The sequence below is a fragment of the Bacteroides intestinalis DSM 17393 genome (genome assembly GCF_000172175.1).
In the GTDB taxonomy this organism is placed as follows: domain Bacteria; phylum Bacteroidota; class Bacteroidia; order Bacteroidales; family Bacteroidaceae; genus Bacteroides; species Bacteroides intestinalis.
The window spans coordinates 341,246-366,285 of record NZ_ABJL02000008.1 but is presented as its reverse complement, the minus strand read 5'-3'; the positions used below and the strand labels follow the sequence as shown (position 1 = coordinate 366,285).

Below are 25,040 nucleotides of genomic sequence, written 5' to 3'. Positions count from 1 at the left end.
TTAGGTTTTAGTTGAACAAAAAGTGATAGGGTGATAAAGTGATAACACTCCGTGATATATAATACAGATACTTTATCACCCTATCACCTTATCACTCCCTTCTTATTTACGGAAGAGATGTTTGAACTCATGGGCGTAGAGCCGGGAAAGGCCTTCGCGGTTGTCGATGGCTTCACCTACGACAATCATGGTGGTGAGCGTTAGGTTGTTCTCTTTCACAATCTTTGCAAGGTTCTTCAACTCTCCACGATAGATGCGCTCGTCTTTCCAGGTAAGGTGGTAGCAAACGGCAACAGGGGTGGTTTCGGGATATTCCTGTAAGAGCTCTTCCTGCACCTGTTCGGCAATGCCGGCGCTGAGGAAGATACACATGGTGCTTTGCGAGCGTGCCAGCAGGTGGAGTTGTTCGCGTTCCGGCATGGGGGTGCGTCCTTCGCCGCGGGTAAGGATGATACTCTGCACTTTCTCAGGAATGGTAAACTGAGACTTCAGCGCAGCGGCAGCAGCCTGGAAGGAAGAAATGCCCGGTGTGATGTGATAACTCATGTGATGCTGGTCGAAATAGTTCATCTGTTCCTGAATGGCACCGTAGATGCAGGGATCGCCCGTATGCAGGCGGACGATGAATTTGTCTTCATCATAGAATTTCTTCATCAGTGCAAATTGTTCTTCCAAGTCCATAGAGGCTGAGTTGCGGACGGTAGCACCCGGTTTGGCACAGAATGTCAGTTCGCGGGGGACGAGACTGCCGGCGTAGAGGATAAGATCTGCCTTCTCCAGCATTTGCCTTCCACATACGGAGATAAGGTCGGGATTACCCGGACCGGCACCGACGATTTCGATGTGCCCTTGACGCAGGTATCCGTTCTCGATGGCGATGGCGAAGGTGGATTTATTGCTGAGGCCTTTGAATTTCTCGGCATATAGCACACCGTGATGCGATGAGAGTATGGCCGCTGCTTCGCATACACTGGGCGTGCCCATGTACTTTTGTACGGTGGTGCTGGGATTGGGAACTTCTACCTGGCTCAGTTCTTCGGCCGTATAGAAGCGGACGTCGACCAGTTTCTGTAATTTTTTTATCACTTCTACGTTGCGTTTCACATCGATGGTGGCTACTTCTTTGATGGCTTGCCCGCAGATGTTTTTACCGGGTGCGCCTACAACGAGATTGACGAATAGTTCTTCGAATTCGGGGGGATCGAGTGCGAGTCCGAGGCCGACATGCAATATTTTAGGAATATACTGTATGTGGGCTATTGCGGGGTCGAAGAACATAAAGGGACTGACGATAATCAGCAGTTTGTACTGGCTGAGATCCATGTCGCTGCGATGGTAATAGACGTCGACGTGTTGGGGTCGGGTACGTTCCAGGTAGTCAGTACCTTCATCGCGGATTTCAAGTAACAGGGCGGTACGGTATTTGTTGACGAAGAGGTTAATGATGACGTTGAATTCCTTGGTTCTCTCGTTGTAATTGGTACCGTCCCTCATTTGAAGTATGATACTGTTATCATCCTCAATTTCATCCTCATCTTCATCGTACTCTTCATCCTCATCCTCATCGTACTCTTCATCCTCATCCTCGTCGTACTCTTCATCCTCATCCTCGTCGTACTCTTCATTCTCATCTTCGCCGTACTCTTCTTCTTCATTGTACTCTTCCCCCTCATCGCTTTCTTCTTCGTCGTCGAGGAGTTCTATATTTTTATAGTATGCGTGCGACATACCTACCAAAACCTCCCAACCGAACTCTTGTCCGAGGGTGTCAAGAGCCCATAATCCGCTATTGTCGCTCAAGGTACTGATGACGGGATTCGCCCCTAAAATGTGGGCGACATCTTGGGTGATTTTATTGGCTTGCCCGATGTGACCGGACAATACGGATATGGCATTGCGCCCCATACTGTCCACGCAGATCACGGCTGGGTCGGTGTGCTTATCTTTTACATGGGGGGCAATGGTGCGGACACAAATGCCCATGGCACAAATGAAGATGAATGCATCATATTCGTCGAAATTCTCTTCTATGAAATCGGAAAGGGATGAGATATAAGTGCAACCGGGAAAATGTTCGAGTGTGAATATTTCGGAGTCGTTCATTTCTTGGTGCAGTGTCTCGGCCAGGCTGAGGCTGTTGCCTGTTACTAAAAGGATAGCTGTTTTCATATCGTTGCTTTCATTATTTCTATAGGGTTAAAATTGTTGATGATGATACGCAGAGAGGAATGTAAGGTCATTCCTGCAGCATGAACTCCTTGACGAAATAGCTCCTTACTACTTTCGGACACGGAGTTGAAGACGATGCAACCGTTGGGCTGCAATACTTCTTTCAGGCGTACCAGTATATTTTCTAATTTTCCACCGTGTCCGCCGATAAAGACAGCGTCGGGGCGGGGGAGAGCTTCCAGGTCAGTTTGCAGGAAATCTCCGATTAAGGCTGTGATTCCCGGCGCACCGAAACGTCGGGAGTTGATGCGCATCAGTTCTTCTCCTTCGGGACGTATCTCGAACGAAACAATCGTAAGATGCGGGAATTGCAGGCGGGCTTCGATGGAGACAGAGCCTGTGCAGAAACCTATGTCCCAAAAAACACGGCGGCGATTCAGTTCCAATACCTGCAAGGTAAGGAGGCGGATCGGAGCTTTGGTAATCATGCGGGCACGTCCGTCCAAATGGGCAAATTGTTCGTCGGGAAGACCGAAGGGGCGGGTGAGGTGATTCCTGAACTCTGATAGATCAGTACAGGGTGTCTGCATAGATTTGTATGAGGTGTCTGCATAGAGCAGCAGGTTGTTGGGGTGCTCGAAGACCTCTTCTGAGGCTTCTTCAAGGCTCAGTTGCCGGATGCGTTCGCGTTCGGGATTACCGAGGTGCTCACCGATGTACATCGTGTAATCGGTGTATCCGTATTCCAACATCCGCGCGGCGATAGTAGCAGGGGTATGCTCCCGATCTGTCAGTACGCCTATTTTGTGGGCACGTTCTATGAGTGCTTTGTCCAGTTCCTGCCACGGACGTCCTGTCAGAGAGACGGTACGCATATCGTCGTAGGGCATCACCAGCCTGTGTGCTAATGTTTGCAGGGAATTGAAAGCCGGGTAGAGGCGTATCTTTGCATCGGGCAGTTTTCGTTTTACCGTATTGGCGAAGCCGAAAAACAGGGGATCTCCGGATGCAAATACGACAATCGATGCATCGGAAGCCTTCTTCTCAAAGTCTGCAAAAATGTTTTCGTATTGGGCAAAGACGTTATCCAGTGGAACTGTTATGGAAATCCACTCCGCACCTTCCGGAAGTAACTTCTCTACAATTTCCCGATGCCGCAAGCCACCGGAGAAAACTTTTCCTTCCCGGATATGTCGCAGCACTTCGGGCGGGAAGAAAGGTTCCCGGTTGTCGTCCATACCTATGATGATAAAGTTTCGTATCATAGCGTATTTATTTACACATCCCGTCCCGGCCTTAACTGTTCCGCATCATTGTAGCACAAGATTGCATTCACCAGCGTTGCAGCCAAATTACTTCCTCCTTTTCGTCCCTCCACTATCAATTTGGGTATTTCCATGAACGGCTTCACCATGTGTTTGGATTCCTGTACATGTACAAAACCCACAGGCGCGGCAATAATACCGCTTGGTACAGCCTTTCCTTTACGTACCAGATCACAAAGTTCCATCAAAGCCGTTGGCGCATTACCGAATACGAACAAGGCATCCGGATGTTCCTCCACCGCCAGACGTATACCGGCTTGTGTACGGGTGATCCCTTTTTCCGCTGCCATTGCTGCTACCCGTTCATCGGAAAGATAACATTTCACTTCTACCCCCAGCCGTTGTAAAGCTCCTTTACGGATACCACTGGCAGCCATCGTCACATCCGTAACAATCGTTTTCAACCGGCCGTCCGCTATTCTCTGATAAAGCTTTTCCACAGCACCTTTGTCCGTATATAGCAGCTTTTCCATTTCAAAATCAGCCGTGGTGTGGATGGCGTGCAGCAAAGCCCATTTATGATCCAGAGGAATATTCTTATTCTTTAGTTCCGACTCAATGGTCCGGAAGCTTTGTATCATGATGTTTTGACCTATCCCCTTAGTCGGTTGTTCATCCTTATCCGGACGGTTATAGTATCCCCGGGGAGTAATGAACTTGTCGTTCCACGCATAAGACTGCGAGTTACCGATCAGGATGACCGTAAACATATCCACTTCTTCGGGATTGAAATCAGCGAGTGTCGTCAGATGCACTTCCTGTTCCTCCCGTCCGGCTTGGCGTACATAACCTACCGGAGTCTCCGGAGCGCGTCCTTCTGCGAGAAACAGCTCTTTCAGTCGATAGAGTTGCCAATACCGCCCTTCGCTTTTCGGATTGTATACAGCCGTTACGAAATCAGCCATGGCTGCCGCACGGATGCGACGCTCAATCCGTTCCCACGGTGTCATCAGATCGGAAAGAGAAATCACACAGAAATCATGTCCCACAGGAGCACCCAGCAGTGAAGCCGCTTTCTGAAAAGCACTGATACCCGGAAAGGCAATCACTTCGACGTTGCTGTTCCGTTCCCGCTTCATCTCGTAAATCAGCGGAGTCATTCCATAAATCCCCGCGTCACCGGAACTGATGACACAAACCGTTTTTCCCTGTTCCGCCAATTCAAATGCCTGTTCCGCACGAGTGCGTTCCCGCTTCATGCCCGTATCTATACATTCTGTTTCAGGGTGGAGATAAGGCTGGATAAAACGGAAATAATATTTATATCCCACTACTACATCCGCTTCGCGAACCGCATTCAGAACTGCGGGCGTGATGTCTTGTTCGCTGCCCGGACCGATGCCGGCAACTATTATCTTTGGCTGTTTCATATCGCTTTTATTTCTACGGCGCAAAGATACGCTCTATTCTTTAAACTTCGGGCATAAAAGGCTGTAAAAAGGGCTACACCCTTTACCCGGAATGGTGTAGCCATCCGAGGCAAAGGGTGTAGCCCTGAGAAGGAAAGGGTGTAGCTATTTCAGCAACGCCTCAATGTGTTCCATATATAACTTCCGGATAGCGGGTTGTTCGCCCAGTCCCTGCATGCGGACATTGGCCTGATAACCTGCCTTTTCCATTTCCGGCTTCCATACTCCGACGATGTCTTCTTTCGTATGATTACCGCATACCAGCAACAACGGTATCAGTGTTACTTGTTTCGGGCGTGTCTCTTTCAACTGTGCCAGTGTAGCGTCCAGTGTAGGATAACCCTCCTCATAAATAGATATTGTGGGATTATTTTTTGAAACGTAATAAAAGGCTTACATAGAATGTGCGTCCCGGTGTAAGAGAGGCCAGATGGGATGCATCCGGACGGCGGTCGCTGTAATCGAAAATATTGCTGATTCCTACGCCCGGTTCTATGGTAAAGTATTTTAAGCCGTCAAAAGTATGTCTTGTGCTGATATTCCATAAACCAAATCCGGGAGCGGATTCGTCAATCCATTCATCACTTTTTAAAGTCTCATGGATGCGTTTGCTTTGTACACGACCATTCAGGTTGATATTTAGCCGATAGCTCTTCCAAGCATGCGCATAGTTTGCGTTTACATTACCCGAGTGGCGAACACTGCGCTCTATTTTGTGCCAGCCGGTTTCACTGTCTTTAGTTCTGGCGTCGGCAAAGGTATAATTACCGCCTAAAGAGAAACCATAACCCAGATTTGCATTCAGATTCACTTCAAATCCTTTGATTAACGCTTTATCGTTGTTAACGTAGTTTTGGATATTACCCAGCTTGGCATTGCCACCATATAATTCGTTTGCGATTTCCTGGAAAGCTGCTTGTTCAGCCTCTGAAAATTCGGATAGTTTAACGGTACGCGCTACAATCATATCGCGTAACTCGTTGATATATCCGGTTACTCCCACTGTTAACCATTTCTTATTGAACTCTAAATTGATGGAGCCATAGTTGCTTTTCTCTGCATCCAGATTCTTGTTTCCGGCACTTAATGTTCCTGCTCTGGTTCCTCTTTGAGAATAAGAGTATTTGTATAGCTCATCAAGTCCTGGGGCACGGAATCCTGCCGAATATTGTCCGCGAATGGTAAAATCGCCCAAACGATACATTACGGCAAGTTTGGGTGTAACGTTACTCTTGGCTGTTTCGTGATATACATAGCGCAATCCTGCCTGTATCTGTAAGTTCTTAAACAAAGTGATTTCTTCTTGTGCATAGGTAGCCCAAGTGTATGCGCGTTCATCAACGTTGAATGAAGGTCGATCCAGAGTTTCCTGTATATATTCCACTCCGAATATGGTACGGGTATTTTCCGTAAAGCGGAATAATGACTTCAGGTTTCCGCTATAATAGTGCTGCCGTTTCTGACGCACTTCGTCTCCAACCTTGTTATCTCCATCCTCATTGGTGTACAGATAATTGGTATCGTAATTATCATTCTTAATATCAAACTGGATATAAGAACGTTTGTTGAAATTATATTTAGCTCCTGCTCCTAAACTGTATGCATCGTATGTCAGATTGTATTTCAGGTATTCGGGCTGACGTTTAACTGTACGGTCATAATAACTACCTTCAACATACATTGACAGTTTGTCGTTCGGTGTAAATTGAAACATCTGGGTATAATTGTCCGTATAGAAAGCGTTAGCATCATGTTGGTCTCTCGCTTCACCATCTGCATCTACACGTGTGAGAGTCCAACCATCGGCCTGACGACGTTGATAAGAAGTATAAGAAGCAAACTTCTCTGTTTTGATGTCTACGTTGGCAGTCTGGGTGAATTGTCCACGCTCTTCTACCTTTGTATTGCTGGTAACTGTTATGTCATTTATCGGTTGGTTTGTAATGATATTGATTACACCACCAATAGCATCACTACCATAAAGAGCGGAACCGGCACCCTTCAGGACTTCAATACGTTTTACGTTACTCATGTCAATGCGGTTCAGGTCGATGTTGTTACTGCTGTCTCCTGTTAGCTTTTTGCCATTAATAAGTATAAGCACATACTTGTTCGACAGTCCGTTTAGCATAAGGTAGTCTCCCATTGAGTTGGTAGAGAAAGACAGCGACGGAACCAAAGCAGTCATCGCCTCACGGAAATCTGTAATTCCAGCCTTTTTAATGTCGTTCGCTGTTACTACTTCCACTGGTGTTGGGGTGTCTTTCAGTCTGTGATGCGTACCTGTACCTGTTACTACAACGGGATTAAGTTCTACACTCAGGTCTTGACTCTGTTTTGTCTCTTGTGCAGATGCACTCATTGCTACACATCCTCCCATGAGGATGAACAGCCAATTCTGTTTCTTCATTGATTGATAAATAAGAATTAATACTTGCCTTCTTGACCCCGAGACGGCGTTAATTATGTGATTACCCAGGCAGGTTTCCTGACTCAGCCTTTACGGAAAGTAACCTTCCCATCCTTGGTTTCCCATTTGTTGGACAGTGGTTTCTGGAAGTTCTTCAATGAATACTTCCCGTTTTTTGTTTCGCGTTATCTGAAACAAAATTAAGGCTTTACAGTAGCGGGCACTGTTCCGGTTTCTCACCGGATTCCCTTTTATGTGGAGTGTTGAACACACTTCACATCACCTAAGCGGGTACAAAGATAAACATATCTTTAGATAAGGAAAAGTATTTTAGGCTTTTATGTTTAGGAAAGCAGAAGTATGTATAAAAACATCGAAAGGATGAATCATAAATAAAAACTCTATATTTGTAGTATGTAATTAATACGGTACTTTATGACGACAGGAGAACGTAAACAACTTTTGTTTCAACGCCTAATGGCGGTAAACGATGAACGGCTATTAGAAGACATTGAGGCATTATTAAATAATCGTTGTCCGGATGATGTTCTATACTTTTCTTTTGAACTGCGTGATAAGATTGATAATGCTTTGGAACAGATGCAGTGTAAAGAGGTTGTGTCTACTGAAGAAGTGGAAAATAGATTAAGTCGATGGAGCGGAAAGTAAGAGTACTGTAACTCTCATAAAAAAACACTTGCGGCTGCGAGAGCCTGCGCTTGTACAAGTGTGAACATTCATTTGTACAAGCGCAGGCTCTTGCAGCCGCAAGTGTTCAATTACAATAATTAGAACGACCGTCCTTTAAATATATTCGACTCGGACAATGGAACGAGTTTACCGTCCAGTGTTAATCTATTCGAGTTGAAATTAGGATTTACTGTGGCAGATACATTGTTGCGGCCACGAGTGAGCCTGATAGAGACTTGTGCTGAGATTCCTACACCTGTCACACTAAAATTGCAAGTTACATTCCCCTTTTTGTCGGTGGTGGTTTTTACTTCACCTACAGTGCCATCCACTGTAACACCTCCAATTCCGTTAGGACCTGCAAAGGCGCCATTGAAAGCAATCTGTACGGATGCCCGGTCACCATTTAAAAGGATAAAATTGGTATTGGATGTAACAAAAGCACTACGGCCTCTTTTGAATGTTACACGATCCGCTTCCAATACAAACTTTCTCTCCTTTATGGCTTGTACTGCATCAGTGTATGCTCGTTCTTCTTCTATTTTCTCCCGAGCTTTTTCTGCATCACGTTGTGCTTTACGTTCAGCACGACGACTTTCACTTTTACTTTCCTGTGCATAGATTGTTGTAGATGCACCTATGAAAACCAACATCAATAATACGATAATCTTTTTCATAACTTCTTCTTTCTTTTGTTAGAATAAACAATCAAAAAATGAAAAGGATGCATGTGATCTATATTAATATTATATGAATTAATATTTATTATAAGTAATACACTGTTATGTTATTTCTTTCTTGAATACATTTCTGTTGCATAGACCATCTGCCTGTATGGAGCAGATGGTCTATCAACTTGTCTTTAGATTAATTAAGAAAAGCATTATTCTATTATTAAGTTTCGCCCTTTAGGGTACTTCACTTTATAACGTAAAGCTAAATCACGTTGTTCGCCGGGTTGTAAGGTTATTTGCCAGGTGATGATACCTTTCGCTTCATCCAGACTGCCGCCGCTGATTTCTTCTGCTGTTACGGTAATGTTATTGTTGCGTGATACGGGTAGTTGGTCGTAAAGCGTAAGGGTGACAGGCTCTGGACGCGTATTGCGGACAGAAAGTTTCCATGCAATGGATTGCGTCTGATAGGAACCCATAAACTTGCGTGAGGTATATTCGTTCTCTTTCGTACGCTGTATCATGATACGTTTATCACGACCTAAAGAGAAGGATAGTGTGTCGTTCTGTTGGGTGACATTCATAATGGACTTGCCAATGAAAGTATTCTCAAAATAAACATTTGCTTCGCCTTCAAGTAAGTTCAGCTTTTCCCAATCGGTTACCTGGGCAATCAGGAAAGCATCTTTATCTATCTTCGGAGTACTTTGGTAAGTATAAGAAGCGGGTAATTCGTAATGACCGATTTCAGCAACTACAGGCTTGTTATCAGAAGGAATGGTGTAGGGCACTTTTATTTCAAATTCGTAGCCCATCTGTCCCTGGCTTTGTTCAACGTCAAGGGCCATGCTGGCTTCTTCTTCGTATTGAATATCTTTTTTATGGTTTACCTTAAGACCGGAGACAGCACCTGCCATAAGAGGTTTCTTTTCAGCGCCGTAACCTACTACCACTACTTCATCCAAAGCCTGTGTATCTTCCTGAAGGGTAACATTCATAATATTCCCTTGTATATCTCTGGTCTGAGTCTGATAGCCAATATATGAAAATTGAAGTTTGTTTTGTCCATTGGGAATAGTTATAGAATACTTACCGCTTATGTCGGTTATGGCTCCTATCGTAGTCCCCGGAATGGTAACGGTAGCACCTATTACGGGCGTACGTTCATTATCAAGAACGATTCCTGAAACAGTGTTTCCATTGAGATTCAAATTGTAGCGTGGTGCTGCAAGTCCGTAATCCAACCAGTAAGTAGACAGAGTGGGGGCTACGCTTCCGGTGGAAGGATTAGAGGAGGAAAGGGATAATTCTACGTTCTTCCACTCTTCCTTGGTATTCTGAAAGATATTGGCTTTGTAGATGATGGAGATAGGCTCGGCCAAGCTACCGGAACGAACATCATAGGAAGGGAACCAACCGGCATTTTTTACATAATAGTTCAGGGTGAATGTAGCTTTGCAAGCTGCTGGCGCATTTACATTGACCTTAATTTCACTCATAGGGGTTAGAGATTTACCACTTAGTTGTGCCAGTTCAGAGCTCAGTTGCCCCTGTTTGATGGCAAGTTCGGCTATCTGTTCATTGATAGCCAGTTCTTTTGTTTTCAGAGTTTTCAATTGTCCGGAGTAATATTGATTCACTTCTTTGATAGTGGCCAGAGAAGTAGCGGTATTCTTATTGCTGACGGAGCAATTTGTTTTCAGCATTTCATATTCGGCATTGATAAGTCCAAGCTCGGCATTTTGTTCTTTCTGCTGTTTCTCTATTTTTTTAAGCTCCTTTTGCAGGCTTTGTTGTTTTTCGCTGACGGCAAGGCTGTCTATATAGTTGTATTGCCGGTTGACTGCCGTAACGGTGAGTTTTCCCTTTGCGCTGACCTGCATACTTTGTGCATCCATATAGGGAGATAATCCGGTAAAGATGAGCGTTGAATTTCCTGCCGGAATATCTACTTGTTTGGTACGCGTCACTTGGGCGCCGTCAATGAACAGCATTACCTTTTCGGCAGTAGTTTTCACCTTGTTTTGTCCCATAAGGGTGGTGGCTGCACAAAAGCAGAAACATGCCCATAGTCCTAATCTCAGTCGTTTCATAGTCAGTCTTTTTAATGTTATGTCACAAATATATGGATATTTCATTAACAATTGCTTTTATATATTGTCTTTTTTGCTTGCATCTTTACTGAAAAGATTGTTCTTTTGTACAATGTGTTTGTTTACTTAATCTATCTGGGCTTTATGAAAATCAATCAATGGATATTTTACTCTTTGTTTCTGGGACTCATCAGTTGCCAATCGCAAGAACAGACTTTTATTGTGCATTGCACCGGACTGGACGCTTACGAAGGAGATACGGTCTACCTGTGGCGATATGGTGCTGACCGTATGACGGGTGACCGTGATTATGGGAAAGCTCCCCTGGACTTCGCTATTATCAGAAACGGGGAAGTTTCATTTTCCGGAAAAGAAGATACGTTGCATATCTATGGAATGGAGCATTCCGGCAGTATGAATTTCTTTTATCCCGAGGGAGGGAAACTGACGTTGACAAATGTAGTCCCACCGGCAATGCCTGTACCGTACAAAAGTACCAATCCCCATTCACAAAACGTACGTCTTTGGAAGCTTTGGCATGAAGATCTTTTTCCGCTGGAAGCTACGCGGCAATTTGTATTCGACAATGCCCGGAACGCAATAGGATGGATGGTGTTTGATCGTTGGGCAGCAATCTATCCGGATGAACTGGAGACATTGTACCAGAAAACTCCTTTACAAATGCGAGACAGTACATCTGTATTGATAGGACTGAAACGGATGCTGGATGCTACCCGCAGCCTGAAGCCGGGAGATCGTTTTGTTGATTTCAAACAGGTGGAATATGCAGAGAAAGACAGTTTGCTCTTTTCAGACATTGCAGGGCAGGGATATCCCGTGTGTTTACTCTTTTTTCTGAAGCCCGATGAAAAAGGTACTGTTCGTGCAGAAATCAAAAATCTGCGAGAACAATATCCTGATATACGTATTATTGTTCCCACTTATAGATATCAAGATCCGGAATTCAAAGAGTTCATTCATGAATTGGAAACCGAATATCAGGCGACCATCCTGGATGACAGTCGCCGTTTTGAGAAAAGTGCCCGTTGGAAGTATCGTATTTACGGTTCCTTCAACTACGAATACTTATTTGATGCCCAAGGACAGTTGGTGAAGATGAAACCTGTTTTATAAAGACGCATAATAGGCTTCTGCCTTTGCAAGTGTCTCTGGTTTGCCCACATCAAACCAGTTTTCGCTGTCTATAGGAAATCCCTGAATGCATGCTTTCGGGCAGATATCCACATAAAATGGAATAATGGAAAATTTTCCTGTCCAGCGTTCGCCTTCCATATAGCGGAAAATAGAGGGAGAAAGAACATGGATGCAGCCAAAGGCCTGCAACTGATAATGATCGCTGGGATAATTGAGTTCTTTGGGGAGTACTTCGCCTGTAGAAAGATTTGTCCAACCACAAAGGCGGTTATCTTGATTCATCAACAAATAACGGGATGTTTTCCGGTGATTAGTGAGCAGAGTGGCATCTGCATCACTTTCCAGATGGTGGTGGTAGAAAGCATTGAGATCCAGGTCCGTCAGGATATCGGCATTATGTATAAGGAAAGGCTCATTGCTCTCCAGCAGAGGACGGGCTTTTTTAATACCACCACCGGTATCCAGCAGTTCACCCCGTTCGTCACTGATATGAATATCCACACCGAAGTTCTGGTTTGCGCGGAGGAAGTCTATAATCTGACTTCCAAAATGGTGGATGTTTATGGTGATATCATGGAAGCTGGCATCTTTTAGCTTTAAGATGACACGCTCCAGCATCGTTTTGCCTGCTACGGGGACAAGTGCTTTGGGCATATTGTCTGTCAGTGGGCGCAGGCGGGTGCCGAGGCCTGCGGCAAATATCATTGCTTTCATTCTTTTTATTTCTTGAATTATCGAAAGTTTAGACCAATATTCTTATCCTCTACTTATTCTTTAGTTTTTCGCTTTAAAAGTCTGTTCAATATTCTGTTCCCTGTGCATCAGATTTACCTGTACTCCGAATTTCTGGTTCAGATGTTCTGCCAGGTGTTGTGCTGAATAAACCGAACGGTGTTGTCCGCCAGTGCATCCGAAACAAATGGAAAGGTTCGTAAATCCACGTTCCATGTATCGTTTCACGGAAGCATCTACCAGACCGTATACATGTTCGAGGAACGTGGTTATTTCTCCATCGTCTTCTAGGAAGCGAATAACAGGTTCATCCAGTCCGGTGAAGGGTTTATAACGGTCGTACTTACCGGGGTTGTTTACGGCACGGCAGTCGAATACAAAGCCACCACCGTTGCCACTTGAATCCTCAGGTATACCCTTTTTATATGCAAAACTGGTGACTTTTACTACAAGACGGCGCTTCTGGAGGTCGTCAGTAAATTGTTTCAGCTCAGTAAGCTCTTTCAGCACATGACAGAGGTACGGATATTCGGGATAGGGTTCCTGCAATAGCTGTCGCAGGTTTTCAATAGCAAAGGGGACGCTTTGGATGAAATGGGGTTTCTTCTCGAAATAGCCACGGAAGCCATAAGCACCCAGCACTTGCATGGTACGGAACAATACGAAATGACGTAATTGAGCATAGAAATATTTCTCGTCCACAGGCTGGTATTTACACAGAGAGTCCAGATATTCCTTTAAAAGCTCTTTGCGAAGGCTCTCAGGATAATTGGCCTTGGCTTGCCACAGGAAGGAAGCCACATCATAATAAACAGGCCCCTTACGTCCGCCTTGGAAGTCGATGAGCCATGGTTCACCTTCTTTAATCATAACGTTCCGGCTCTGGAAATCACGATACATGAATGTGGCCGAACTACTGCGCATCAACACGTCTGCCATTTTCAGGAAATCATCTTCCAGACGGTCTTCCTGAAACTCCATTCCGGTAGCTTTCAGAAAACAGTATTTGAAGTAATTCAAATCCCATAAGATGCTGCGACTGTTGAATTCTGACTGTGGGTAGCAATATGAGAAGTTCATTCCGTCTGCACCGGAGAACTGTACGGCAGGCAACAGACGCATTGTCTTGCGCAGAAGTTGCTTCTCTTCTTCATCAAAAACACTGGTCTTGCGTCCTTTTTCGATGGCATTGAACAGGAGAGTGTCTCCCAAGTCTTCCTGCAGATAAAATGCATCGTTATCACTCTTTGCTACGACTTGTGGCACGGGTAGTCCTTTCTTGCGGAAATGGTCTGCCATATAGAGGAAAGCCTGATTCTCTTCGAGGGAAGTCCCGCTGACACCGATAAGGGTAGGGGTGCCCGTAAGGCGGAAGTAACGACGGTTGGAGCCGGATGAAGGAAGTTCTTCAATAGTTCCCGGCTCGTGTCCGGTATACGTACAATATAATTTCTTGAGTTCTTCAGTAATCATAGTAATTTACTTTTATTTGGGCAGCTAAGGTAAGAGTTTTAGGGAATATATACTACCTTTGCGGGAAATAAATCTGTGCGGTATGATAAGAAATATTCCCCAATTTCTGATAGCGGCGCCTACTTCGGGCATTGGAAAAACCACTGTCAGTCGATTGTTGATGACGTTATTGACGCAGAAAAAACTACGTGTACAGCCCTATAAGTGCGGGCCGGATTATATCGACACGAAGTATCATGAAAAAGCTTGCGGAATTCCATCTTACAATCTGGATCCTTTTATGGCTTCCGAACAACATATGCATGAAGTGTATGTTTCACATGCCAAAGATGCGGATGTCTGTATCGTAGAAGGTATGATGGGCATGTTCGACGGATACGACCGTAGTAAAGGTTCATCGGCAGAGATTGCAAAGATTTTGAATCTTCCTGTTGTGTTGGTGGTAAATGCTAAGTCGGCTGCTTATTCACTGGCAGCAATGATTAAAGGTTATTTGGATTTTGATCCGCAAGTGGAAGTTGCAGGCGTTATTTTCAATCAGGTGGGGAGCGACCGCCATGAGGAAATGTTGCGTGAGATTTGCGATGATCTGAATGTGCCTTGTTTGGGTTGCTTGCGGAAATTCGATGCTTTGAAAGAGGAAAGCAGGCATTTGGGACTGGATTTCAGTCGTAAAGATGAAGATGGTATCACTGAGACACTGCTGAAGCAGCTAGACGCACAATTGAATCTTGATCTCTTGTTGCAGATCACACGCCGGGAGGTGGATGTCACCACAGAAGTCAAAAAGAATGTCTCTCTATCCGGAAATATATGGGTGGCATGCAATAAGGAAAGTTTCTCCTTTATCTATGCTGAACATCTTGATTATCTGAATCAGTTTGGTACGGTTACTTTCTTCGATCCGGAAGATAACAGTGCGGTAGTACCGGATAATGTGGATTTGCTCTATCTGCCCGGAGGTTATCCGGAAAATCGTGCGCTTCAATTGAGTGCCGCCCCCCGTGTAATAGATTCAGTCAAGGCTCATATTGAGCGGGGAGGAAAAACAATTGCTGAATGTGGTGGTATGATGTATCTGGCTTCGGAACTGGTGATGTGCAAAGATCCCTATACAGCTTTCAAAATGGTAGACGCATTACCTATGAAAGTTTCCGCTTGTAAGGATGATATGCGTTTGGCAATGGGGTATAGAAGCTTTGATTTTCGTGGGGTGAAGTTGCGTGGACATGAGTTTCATTATTCACGGATCATTGAGCAGGATGAGAAGCTTGCTTCGGCTGTGCAAGTTTATAATGCTAAAGGACACCCCGTGAATACAGCCGTGTTTTGTTATAAAAACCTGATAGCGAGTTATACGCATTTGTATTGGGGAGAAACGGGAATTTGGTCATTATTTGAACAAGTTCCGGGAAAGTGAAATAATGTAAGATATACCTGTAATTTATGAGAAGGATTTATACTAAAACAGGAGATAAAGGAATGACAGGCATCCACGGTGGAGAGCGTGTTCCGAAAGATGATATCCGCATTGAAGCTAATGGTTGCATTGATGAACTGAATACGGTGATAGGAATTGTCAGGTCGTTGCTTCCGGTGAAAGATGTATGGCAGGAATTACTCCATGATATACAACGTGAGTTGATGGTGGTGATGAGCCATGTTGCAACCCCTTCCGGCTTACGGGATGCAGATCCGGAGAGGCCGGGTAGTGGCAATCCCAACGAACTTCATGCTGTGGAAATGACAGTGCGGTGCGAACAGGCTATGGACGCAATGATGCTTCAGCTTGAAGACAACGGCTATTTCCTGCTACCGGGTGGAACGCAGGTGTCGGCTCAATTACAGTTTGCCCGTGCCGTAGCCCGTCGTGCCGAACGCAGGCTTTGGACGCTGAATCGGGAAGATCTTGTACCGGAAGATATATTGCGTTTTATCAATCGACTTTCCGACCTGTTTTTTGTCATGGCCCGTATGGAAATGCAGCGCCAGGGATGGGATGAGGAACGGTGGCAATCATTTGCTTATAAACGAAAACGATAATGCTTATGCTTGAATACCCATAAACTCAGCAAGAAGTACACTACCACTTGTACCCACAGGGTGATCATTTCCGGACGGATATCTGCCATATCTCCTCCCATTGAATTCAGTTTGACGAAAGCAAGCACGGCAGGTGCTGCCGGAACTACGTAGTGTGCTGCCTGCCAATACCATGGCATCAGTTCAAGTGGATAAGAGACACCGGACAGGAAGATATAGCCTACGGAGAAGAAGGCGATCATTAGTAAAGGTGCTTCAGAGTCTGTGAAGTAACGTGATGCAGCCAGTCCGAAGAAACTCGTTCCTATCAGGAAGGGAATCATCATTGTGATAATGTCTCTGCCGTTTCCAATATTAGGGATACTGAAAAAATGGGGGAGTAAGCCTAATAAAAATAAGGCAAAGATGAAATAAAGCATAACGTAAACGAAGGTTCTTCCGGAAACATTATATAATGCTTGGCGCCAGGTAAGATTCATATTGAGTTGAGATTGTTTCGAGAAAATAGGGCGTCTGTTTCGTTCTGCCTCTTCTCCCGTCACCATTCCTATCACCATTAATAAAGTCTGAAAGATAATGATAATCATAACTGCCGGAATAAGATATGAACCATATCCTTCCGTATAATTATATAGGGCTGTGCCCGCTACATTGACAGGTGCGGATGAGGCTACTGCCAGTAATCCCTGTGGTGGCAAGAATACGGCACCCTCTGCACGGTGTGCATCGTTTACGGCAAGCATCACGCGGGAAGAAGCCTCTTGCAGATTCTTGAAATTCAGGAAAGCATCCGTTGCGGCGTAAACACTAAAGACCGATTGTTCCCCACGGCCTACACGGGCGTCGAAATCGGCGGGAAGATATAGGATACCGTCTACTTTGCTCTGTTTCAGCCACTCTTTTGCTTCAAGGTAATTGGGTGTCAGTGCGTAGACTGAGGCTTGTGGAGTTGCATTGAGTAGCCGGATATATTCGCGGCTGAGAGCCGAATGAGAATTGTCGACAACTGCAACCGGAGTTTTCCGTACAAGGTTGGGAGCATACATCAGGTTATAGAGAAGACCGTAAGCAAAGATTCCGCCTATTAATACCAGGAGGATTGCTGCATTGGTGCTGATGGCACGCCATTCCCTGAAAATGATAGTGGCTATTGAGGAGGAATATGCCGTACTGTGGATAGGGGCTGAATCTTCTTCTACTGCATCTTTCAAAATCCAGTGTCTCAATCTCGGCAGTATCAATAATGCCAGTAGTGGAAAAAGCAAAAGTATAGCTGCTGATTGCCAGTAATACCCGAAACCTGAGTCAAAATAAATCATCGACTGTGAGATTTCGGTGAAGTGCCGGACGGGAAACAGATAGGATGCTGCGTGTACCGGAGGATACATACTTGTTACGGGGAAGGTGACACCTGAAAGAGTAGCACCCAATGAACCGATCATGGATACGATACTGATAATGTATGCTATCCGTGGGAAGATGGAAAATATAAACACTGCGAGTGCTTGCGTGGCGATGATAAAAATCAGTGTCATGAGGTTCATCATCAGCAAGCTACCGTGGAAAGGAATGTGTACTACTCCATAAAGGATATAATTTGCCAATATACCGATTACTGAGAAGATGAATGTATAAGGCAATAGTTTACCGATGACGGCAGTCAGAATATTCCCTCGTGCTGTGGTCAGCCATTCCTGTGCTGTATTGAACTTGATTTCGCTGCCAATGGCATATACTGTCATCAACAGGATGAGTATCTGGAACAGGACATAGAAAAAAGGTTGGCTCAGATAAACAGAATAATCCAGGTCGGGATTATAAAGAGGGTGCATACTGGCTTGTACAGGCAGGAGGAATGTGGTTATCTGTTCCTGATTGAGCCCTAATGATATAGCTTCCATGGCAATGGGAGAGAGAGCGACAGGTGCCAGCGCGGTTTCGAAAGCTGCCATCAACTCGCTACCTACGGAGAGGAGAGCATAATGGTAGTAGTAAGAAAGCGTGGCATCCATTCCTGTCGTAGCATGCTGTTCAAAGCCGGTAGGAATAGACAGGTAACCATATATTTCTTTGCGTTGCACGGCTTGCCGGGCGGCGGCTTCGTCGGTAAAATGCCGTGTGACACTGAAAGTAGGTACGGCAGATATATTTCGTGCGATTTGCCGGGATGTGGCAGTATTGTCCTGATCGACAATGCCAATAGGAATGTTCTCCATTTGTCCGCTACCGAAAATGGTTGCCATGAAGAATAAGCAGAATAGGGGCAGTACGAGGCATACGCCGAGGTATAACCTGCGGGAGGTCATACGGCAAAGTTCGCGGTGGAGTACATTGTATAACGGACTTTTCATCATTCACACAGATTATCGGTTAATCATTAATAGTAAGCAGCACCGACATTCCCGGACGCAACCCTTCTACCGTTTGTGTGGGACGGGCATGTATTTCAAAGGTCTGCATATCATAGCTTCCCGTCTGTTTGGTTGATTTCCAAGTGGCGAAGCTACCCAGCGGACTGATGTAATAAATACGGAACTCTACGTTCTTTTTACCGATGGCAGGGACATCTGCGTGGAATATACTGTCCATCTTGAATTGTGGCATCAGGTCTTCGCGTACATTGAGTACAACATGAGCGTCATTCATAACGACAAGGTTCATGATAGGTGTGCCTGGTACAACAAGCTCTCCACGCTTGGGAAATATAGTTGAAATCTGTCCTGCCTCCGGTGCTGTCAGACGTGCATCGACAAGGAGGGCGGACACCTCATCTACTGTACTGCGTGCAGCATCTACCATGCTGCGTGCCGATGCGCGGTCTTCGCTTTGTGCTCCGTCTACGGCCATTTGGTATTGTTCGTAAGCGGCGCGCTCAGCAGCTTGTGCGGCACGGTACATGGCCTCTACTTCATCTTTCCGTTGGGAGGTGACGACACTGTCTTTATAAAGTGTCAGGATGCGCCCGTAAGTTGTTTGTGCCAGGGTCAGGTCACTCTTGGTTTTGTTCCAGAGTTGCTGGGCGGTGGCGATGATCTGCCGGCGTGTACCGGCATCGATTTTTTTGTTCTGTTCTTGGGCTACTTGCTCGAGGGCATTTACTTGCCGGTATTTGGCTTCTATCGTCGGACTGTTGATGACGACAAGTGTATCGCCTGCCTTTACCCAGTCTCCTTCACGGACAAGAAATGAATCCACTCGTCCCGGTAATTTACCACTGATACGGATTTCCGTTGTTTCTATTTGTCCCTGAAGAACGAGGGGCTGATGACTCATAAGGACCATTCCCAGGATAGAGACAAGTATGGTGATTGCCAATATGATGACAAATGTGGTGCTGATGCTTTTTTTTGTTAGTTCCATATTGCTATAAATTTATAATTGTCAACTGTCAATTGTTGAAGTTTTTAAACTGCTCCGGCGTACCACAGAGAGCCAGTAGATTCATGAGTGTTACATCGTATTCGTAATAAGCGGCCAGACGGGCTACTTTGACGGTAGCAAGCATGGTCTCGGCATCCACTACCTCGGTACTGGTTGCCATACCTTCTGCAAAGGATTTCTTGCGGATACGTACAAGTTCTTCACTCAGGGCAATGGTCGAGTTCAGTGCACGTACGTTGTCCTGGGCTTTTTGTAATCCGGTGTATAGTTTGTCTATGCCTACAGAAAGATCATCCTGTGCTTTCTCTTTACCCAATGCAAGAGTTTGCTCGGCAATTCGTGACTGGCGGATGCGTTTCTCGCGTGCCAGCCCGTCGAAAAGATTCCAGGTAAAGCCTATGCCGATCATTGTACGCGGAACAAGGTTGCTTTGTATGCCGTGGGCATATAGCGTTTGTTTACCGAACAAGGCGATGTCCGGCAGATAACCGCTTTGGTCTATCCGTAGCTGCTGCTTGGCGATACTCTGCTGAATGGATAGCTGGTTCAGCATGGGGTTGCCGGCACGCATGGTTTGCACGAATTCTTCTTTGAGCGGAAGCGTGGAGTTGATGAACAGAGGGGAGGTAGGTTCAATCTTGCAACTGTCTTCCAGATTGAGCAGGGTGCACAGGGCGCTTTCTACCACGGTGACTTCTTTCTGTGCTGCTTCCAGTGCTCTTTGTGCTTCGTCCATATTGACTTGGGCAAAAAGGCGTCCGGCTTTATCAATCATTCCGGCAGCCTCCAGTTTGAGAGCATTTTCGTAATGTTGCTTCAAACCATTATAGGTATCCCGGCGTACTGCTGCGACTTCGCGGGCAAGGCTGAGACCATAATAACTTTCGGCAAGCAGGGTTCGTTGGGTTGCGTCAGTTTGAGCACGGTTTTCACGGGCGAGGTCAATCATCCGGTTTCCGATTTTACCGGCTCGCACACGCTTACCGCCGGAGAAGACGATCCATTCGGCTGTAAGGCCTACGGTGGTGAGGTTGCGGGGAGCGAGGGGGAAGACGAGGGTATGGGCGCCTATCTGGTCCAGTATCCCGCTGATGAACTGGTCGTCGGGGATGATGTCATGTACAAAATCCTTTGCGGGATCGGTGAACTGGGATAGAGGTTGTTTTACTTCTATCTTTTCGGACATATGGACGTAGGTACCGGCTCCCTGCAGGCTGGGATACCACAGAGCATTGAGCTTGTCCCGTTCTGTGCGGGCGGCTTCAATGCCTTTGTCGGCGATCTTGAGGCTTTGATTGCCTTTCTGCAACATTTGTAAGGCGTCGTCGTAGCTGAGGGAGAGGTTCGTTTGTGCCGACACGGCTAAGTTTGCTCCCAACAGAACGATACATAAAATTAGTTTCATACGTCAAGTTGTTGGTTTAGGTTCGTTTATCTCAAACACTCTTTTTTTTCTATTGTTCAATTTAGCTGTCATTTTACTGAAAAATCATTTCTGTATAGGGAATTTGTACCGGCTATCCATTAAATTTTATAAATTTGCATCCTAAAAAATATTGCGGTGTGAAAAACGAGCGTTGTATTTATCTGGCTGTCACTTTCGCTATTATGGTGTTAGGGCTTGCTTCCCGAAAATATGATGATGTATTGCCTGAGTTTATAGCAGAGTATTCGGGTGATACGCTTTGGGCAGCTATGGTATATTGGGGAATCCGTTTTCTTTTCCCATCGATATCTATAGTTAAATCTGTTGTAATCTCTTTGTTGTTTTCTTATTGTATAGAGATCAGTCAATTATATCAGGCAGATTGGGCAAACATCGTACGAAGTACTACGCTTGGAGCATTAATTTTTGGACATGGTTTTCTCTGGTCGGATATGATATGCTATACTGTTGGAGGACTGCTATCTGCCGCTATAGATTCAAGAAAAGTTATTTTGTTTCCGCTAAAAAAATATATATGAAGAAACTTCATCCAGTTATGTTTGCCGGAACCGGTAGTGATGTAGGAAAAAGCATTATAGCCGCTGCCTTTTGCCGCATCTTCCGTCAGGATGGTTATCATCCGGCACCGTTTAAGGCACAAAATATGGCACTTAATTCCTATGCTACTCCCGAGGGGCTGGAAATAGGCCGTGCACAGGCTGTCCAAGCCGAAGCAGCAGGTGTACCCTGTCATACAGATATGAATCCGCTGTTGTTGAAACCCTCCTCTGACCATACCTCACAAGTGGTGCTCAATGGACGCCCTATCGGCAACCGCAATGCTTACGACTATTTCCGCGTGGAAGGGCGCGAAGAACTCCGTCGTGAAGTCTGCTCTGCCTATGACCGTCTTGCCACTCGTTATAATCCTATTGTATTGGAAGGTGCTGGAAGCATTTCAGAAATAAATCTCCGGGATACGGATTTGGTGAATCTGCCTATGGCTCTACATGCCGGGGCAGATGTAATCCTTGTAGGAGATATTGATCGAGGCGGAGTCTTTGCCAGTGTCTATGGCTCGTTGATGCTGCTTCGTCCTCATGAAAGGGAACGTATTAAAGGTATCCTTATCAATAAATTCCGTGGAGATATCCGTCTTTTCGAACCGGGAATCAAGATGCTCGAAGATCTTTGTGGCATACCCGTGGTAGGAGTAGTACCTTACTATCGCGATATTTATATCGAAGAAGAAGACTCCCTGGCTCTTGCCACGAAATCTGTACAGGCGGAACAAGGTAAAGTCAATATCGCTGTCATTCTCCTGCGACATCTCAGTAACTTCACTGATTTTAATGTTCTCGAACGCGATCCGCGTGTTCATCTTTTTTATACTAATAATACCGATGAAATAGCTAAAGCTGACATCATTCTGTTGCCAGGTAGTAAAAGTACGCTTGCCGACTTGCATGAACTGCGCCGTAACGGTGTAGCACAAGCCGTCATCCGGGCACACCGTGAAGGCGCCACCGTCATGGGTATCTGTGGTGGTTATCAACTGATGGGCCAGGAAGTTTGTGACCCCAATCATGTAGAAGGAGAAATAGAACGTTTACCCGGCCTCGGCCTTCTGCCCGTCAGCACCCATATGACGGGAGAAAAAGTTACCCGACAAGTCAAATTTCAATTAACAATTGACAATGGACAATTGCTAAAGGGTTATGAAATTCACATGGGCACTACCATTCCTACCCATGATGCTCCGGTTTCCCCGCTGAATCTTTTGGAAGACGGTCGTACGGATGGTTATTATGTCAACCGTACTTGTATGGGAACCTATATCCATGGTATCCTTGACAACCCTGCGTTTATAGACTTCCTTCTCGAACCTTTTGCAGATAAGCTCGCTGATACCGGAACGGCTTTTGATTATCAACAATTCAAAGAAGAACAATATGATAAACTCGCCGATCATGTGCGTCGTCACATCAATCTGCCGCTTATCTACCAAATACTGACCACTCATGATTGAAGGACACGGAGACGATGCATATAAATATAAACGCCCGATAGAGGTTAATTTCAGTTCCAATGTATATGGCCGTGTGGATTTGTCTGGCCTTCAGGCACATCTTTGCCATCATATCAGTGGAATTTCTTCTTATCCCGAACCGGAGCCTTATACATTGGAAGGTCGTTTGGCAGAGAAACACCATCTTCCTTCCGCTTCCGTTTGTGTAACGAATGGTGCCACGGAAGCCATTTACCTGATAGCGCAAACATTTAGGGGTACTAATACCGCTATTTTTCAGCCTACATTCAGTGAGTATGCAGATGCTTGCCGTATGCATGGGCATCGGGTAGCATCAATGTATAAACTTCCTACGGCTGAAGATAATTATCTCTTGCCACCTGACATCCGCATGTTTTGGCTTTGTAATCCTAACAATCCTACAGGTGCAGTAATAGAAAAAGCATATCTGAAAGAATTAATAGAACATAATCCACAAGTTTGCTTTGTAATTGACCAGTCTTATGAGTTTTTTACTCTGCAACCTCTGTTTTCATCGGTTGAAGCTGCCCATTTTTCAAATGTTCTGTTGCTTCATTCTATGACGAAGCGTTACGCAGTTCCCGGTTTGCGTCTGGGCTATATAACTGCTCATGAAGGTTTGCTTAGCCGTTTGCGTACCCACCGTATGCCTTGGTCGGTAAATCAACTGGCTATTGAAGCTGGTCTTTATTTGCTTGAATATGACGTTCCTAATCCATTGAATATATCTGCTTATTTACAGGAGACAGCTCGTTTACGCAATGCATTGGAACAGACAGGTGGTCTTGAGGTATGGGCTACGGAAACTCATTTTATGTTGGTTCACCTTCGTTTTGGTAAGGCTTCCGCATTGAAGGATTATCTTGCCAACGAACATGGTATTCTTATTCGGGACGCTTCTAACTTTGAAGGTCTGGATGAACGCTTTTTCCGTATTGCTACTCAGACACCGGAGGAGAATGACCGCCTTGTACAGGCGATAGGGCAGTGGTTTGAAACTTATTAATAACAGATATGATGGAAGATATCCTTCTCATACTGGGTACCGTTTTTACCCTTAGCCTGCCTTTGCTTACCGCCTGGCTGCTCGATCGCTGGCTTGGTGACCCCGTTTGGTTGCCCCATCCCGTCGTCGCATTCGGAAAGATGATCTCATTTTCTGAACATCTGTTGAATAAAGGACAGAACCGAAAGTTGAAAGGTGCACTTGCTGCTATCGTTCTCGTTCTTGCTATCTATTTTGTTGCTTCCTACTTGTTTCGTTGGGTAGCATCATCTTCTCCGGGGGGATTTCTGACGTTGCAGATACTTGCCATCTTTTTCTGTTTGGCGGGCACTACACTTGTTCGTGAAGTCCGTATGGTATTCGAAGCTGTAGACCGTTCGTTAGAAGAAGGAAGAAAGCAGGTGGCCCGCATTGTCGGCCGTGATACTTCGGAACTTTCTGCCCAAGAAGTACGTACTGCTGCTCTTGAAACTCTTGCAGAGAATCTGAGTGACGGAGTGATCGCGCCTTTATTCTGGTATATATTGTTGGGTGTCCCCGGTATGCTTGCCTATAAGATGGTGAATACCCTCGATTCTATGATTGGGTATCGTAACGAACGTTACCGGGACTTTGGTTGTTTTGCTGCCCGTTTGGATGATGTTGCTAATTACATACCTGCTCGTCTGACAGCTTTCCTTATGATACTTGCTTTTCCACGCGGTGGGTTCTGGAATCTATTAAAATTTGTCGGTATGTATGGTAATCAGCACGCCAGCCCTAATTCCGGGTATCCTGAAGCTGCTCTTGCCGGCATTCTGAATTGCCGTTTCGGAGGCCCGCATAATTATTTTGGTGAGGAAGTATGGAAGCCTTACATTGGAAGTAATGGTCGCCTCCTGACTACAGAAGATATGAAAATTGCAGTTAGTGTCAACCGTCGTGCAGAAGGAATAATGATAATAATCCTGATAATAACGATTACTTTGGTCTCTTTTTTCATTTAGGTATTCACAATTTTTTGC

The 25,040-nt window shown here is 45.4% G+C and carries 20 protein-coding genes and 1 riboswitch; of the genes, 8 read left to right on the top strand and 12 right to left on the bottom strand.

Going from position 1 to position 25,040, the window contains the following annotated elements; all coding sequences use genetic code 11:
• Window positions 1-102: 102 nt before the first annotated feature.
• The 5 genes from cobM to BACINT_RS10955 all read right to left on the bottom strand — a co-directional run bounded on the left by cobM (window position 103) and on the right by BACINT_RS10955 (window position 7,313).
• On the bottom strand, window positions 103-2,169 hold the full coding sequence (gene cobM / locus BACINT_RS10970; protein WP_007662996.1) for a precorrin-4 C(11)-methyltransferase: 2,067 nt from the start codon (window positions 2,167-2,169) through the stop codon (window positions 103-105).
• Window positions 2,166-3,434 (bottom strand): bifunctional cobalt-precorrin-7 (C(5))-methyltransferase/cobalt-precorrin-6B (C(15))-methyltransferase, encoded by a 1,269-nt coding sequence (locus BACINT_RS10965; protein WP_007662995.1) that lies wholly within the window; start codon window positions 3,432-3,434, stop codon window positions 2,166-2,168. Before BACINT_RS10965 ends, cobM begins: the two co-directional genes overlap by 4 nt.
• 11 nt (window positions 3,435-3,445) lie before the next feature.
• Complete coding sequence (cobJ, locus tag BACINT_RS10960) at window positions 3,446-4,864, bottom strand: precorrin-3B C(17)-methyltransferase (RefSeq protein ID WP_007662994.1); 1,419 nt, start codon at window positions 4,862-4,864, stop codon at window positions 3,446-3,448.
• 144 nt (window positions 4,865-5,008) lie between these two features.
• The gene (locus BACINT_RS23680; RefSeq protein ID WP_227100593.1) at window positions 5,009-5,257 is read right to left on the bottom strand and encodes a sirohydrochlorin cobaltochelatase; all 249 of its coding nucleotides are present in this window, start codon (window positions 5,255-5,257) and stop codon (window positions 5,009-5,011) included.
• A gap of 13 nt (window positions 5,258-5,270) precedes the next feature.
• A complete protein-coding gene (locus BACINT_RS10955; protein ID WP_007662992.1) occupies window positions 5,271-7,313 on the bottom strand; it encodes a TonB-dependent receptor plug domain-containing protein in 2,043 nt (680 codons plus the stop codon).
• 51 nt (window positions 7,314-7,364) lie between these two features.
• A riboswitch (cobalamin riboswitch) is annotated at window positions 7,365-7,615 on the bottom strand.
• Between the two features lie 133 nt (window positions 7,616-7,748).
• Between BACINT_RS10955 and BACINT_RS10950 the strand changes: the two genes are divergently transcribed.
• Window positions 7,749-7,982 carry a hypothetical protein gene (locus BACINT_RS10950; protein WP_007662991.1) on the top strand — a complete coding sequence of 78 codons (234 nt, stop codon included), beginning with the start codon at window positions 7,749-7,751 and terminating at the stop codon, window positions 7,980-7,982.
• A gap of 119 nt (window positions 7,983-8,101) precedes the next feature.
• Here the strand turns inward: BACINT_RS10950 and BACINT_RS10945 are convergent, their stop codons facing one another.
• Window positions 8,102-8,680: a DUF4251 domain-containing protein gene (locus tag BACINT_RS10945; RefSeq protein ID WP_007662990.1), complete on the bottom strand. Its 579-nt coding sequence runs from the start codon at window positions 8,678-8,680 to the stop codon at window positions 8,102-8,104.
• 206 nt (window positions 8,681-8,886) lie between these two features.
• On the bottom strand, window positions 8,887-10,770 hold the full coding sequence (locus BACINT_RS10940) for a mucoidy inhibitor MuiA family protein (RefSeq protein WP_370807800.1): 1,884 nt from the start codon (window positions 10,768-10,770) through the stop codon (window positions 8,887-8,889).
• A gap of 144 nt (window positions 10,771-10,914) precedes the next feature.
• On the opposite strand from BACINT_RS10940, the gene BACINT_RS10935 reads away from it, so the two are divergent.
• Complete coding sequence (locus tag BACINT_RS10935) at window positions 10,915-11,904, top strand: DUF4369 domain-containing protein (RefSeq protein WP_007662988.1); 990 nt, start codon at window positions 10,915-10,917, stop codon at window positions 11,902-11,904.
• On the opposite strand, the gene BACINT_RS10930 is transcribed toward BACINT_RS10935, so the two are convergent.
• Entirely contained in the window at window positions 11,899-12,639 is a 741-nt protein-coding gene (locus tag BACINT_RS10930) for a nucleotidyltransferase family protein (protein WP_007662987.1), read from the bottom strand. The two genes, BACINT_RS10935 and BACINT_RS10930, sit on opposite strands and share 6 nt — an antisense overlap.
• Window positions 12,640-12,699: 60 nt before the next feature.
• Entirely contained in the window at window positions 12,700-14,130 is a 1,431-nt protein-coding gene (locus BACINT_RS10925; protein WP_007662986.1) for a RapZ C-terminal domain-containing protein, read from the bottom strand.
• Window positions 14,131-14,212: 82 nt separating this feature from the next.
• Between BACINT_RS10925 and BACINT_RS10920 the strand changes: the two genes are divergently transcribed.
• Both BACINT_RS10920 and BACINT_RS10915 read left to right on the top strand, forming a co-directional pair.
• Window positions 14,213-15,550: a cobyrinate a,c-diamide synthase gene (locus tag BACINT_RS10920; RefSeq protein WP_007662985.1), complete on the top strand. Its 1,338-nt coding sequence runs from the start codon at window positions 14,213-14,215 to the stop codon at window positions 15,548-15,550.
• A gap of 26 nt (window positions 15,551-15,576) precedes the next feature.
• A complete protein-coding gene (locus BACINT_RS10915) occupies window positions 15,577-16,173 on the top strand; it encodes a cob(I)yrinic acid a,c-diamide adenosyltransferase (RefSeq protein WP_007662984.1) in 597 nt (198 codons plus the stop codon).
• Here the strand turns inward: BACINT_RS10915 and BACINT_RS10910 are convergent.
• The 3 genes from BACINT_RS10910 to BACINT_RS10900 are packed head-to-tail and all read right to left on the bottom strand — an operon-like array spanning window position 16,155 to window position 20,959.
• The gene (locus BACINT_RS10910; RefSeq protein WP_044155207.1) at window positions 16,155-18,524 is read right to left on the bottom strand and encodes an ABC transporter permease; all 2,370 of its coding nucleotides are present in this window, start codon (window positions 18,522-18,524) and stop codon (window positions 16,155-16,157) included. The two genes, BACINT_RS10915 and BACINT_RS10910, sit on opposite strands and share 19 nt — an antisense overlap.
• Before the next feature lie 19 nt (window positions 18,525-18,543).
• Window positions 18,544-19,533, bottom strand: a complete 990-nt coding sequence (locus BACINT_RS10905) for an HlyD family secretion protein (protein WP_007662982.1) — start codon at window positions 19,531-19,533, stop codon at window positions 18,544-18,546.
• 28 nt (window positions 19,534-19,561) lie between these two features.
• Complete coding sequence (locus BACINT_RS10900; protein ID WP_007662981.1) at window positions 19,562-20,959, bottom strand: TolC family protein; 1,398 nt, start codon at window positions 20,957-20,959, stop codon at window positions 19,562-19,564.
• Between the two features lie 158 nt (window positions 20,960-21,117).
• Here BACINT_RS10900 and BACINT_RS10895 point away from each other — a divergent pair, with 158 nt between their 5' ends.
• Genes BACINT_RS10895 through cbiB form a run of 4 tightly spaced genes read left to right on the top strand, consistent with a single transcriptional unit; the run spans window position 21,118 to window position 25,022 of the window.
• Entirely contained in the window at window positions 21,118-21,519 is a 402-nt protein-coding gene (locus tag BACINT_RS10895) for a ribosomal maturation YjgA family protein (RefSeq protein ID WP_007662980.1), read from the top strand.
• On the top strand, window positions 21,516-23,009 hold the full coding sequence (locus BACINT_RS10890) for a cobyric acid synthase (protein WP_007662979.1): 1,494 nt from the start codon (window positions 21,516-21,518) through the stop codon (window positions 23,007-23,009). The genes BACINT_RS10895 and BACINT_RS10890 overlap by 4 nt, the downstream gene beginning before the upstream one ends.
• A complete protein-coding gene (locus BACINT_RS10885) occupies window positions 23,002-24,036 on the top strand; it encodes a threonine-phosphate decarboxylase (protein WP_007662978.1) in 1,035 nt (344 codons plus the stop codon). The genes BACINT_RS10890 and BACINT_RS10885 overlap by 8 nt, the downstream gene beginning before the upstream one ends.
• A gap of 8 nt (window positions 24,037-24,044) precedes the next feature.
• Window positions 24,045-25,022: an adenosylcobinamide-phosphate synthase CbiB gene (cbiB, locus tag BACINT_RS10880; protein ID WP_007662977.1), complete on the top strand. Its 978-nt coding sequence runs from the start codon at window positions 24,045-24,047 to the stop codon at window positions 25,020-25,022.
• The last annotated feature ends 18 nt before the right edge of the window (window positions 25,023-25,040 follow it).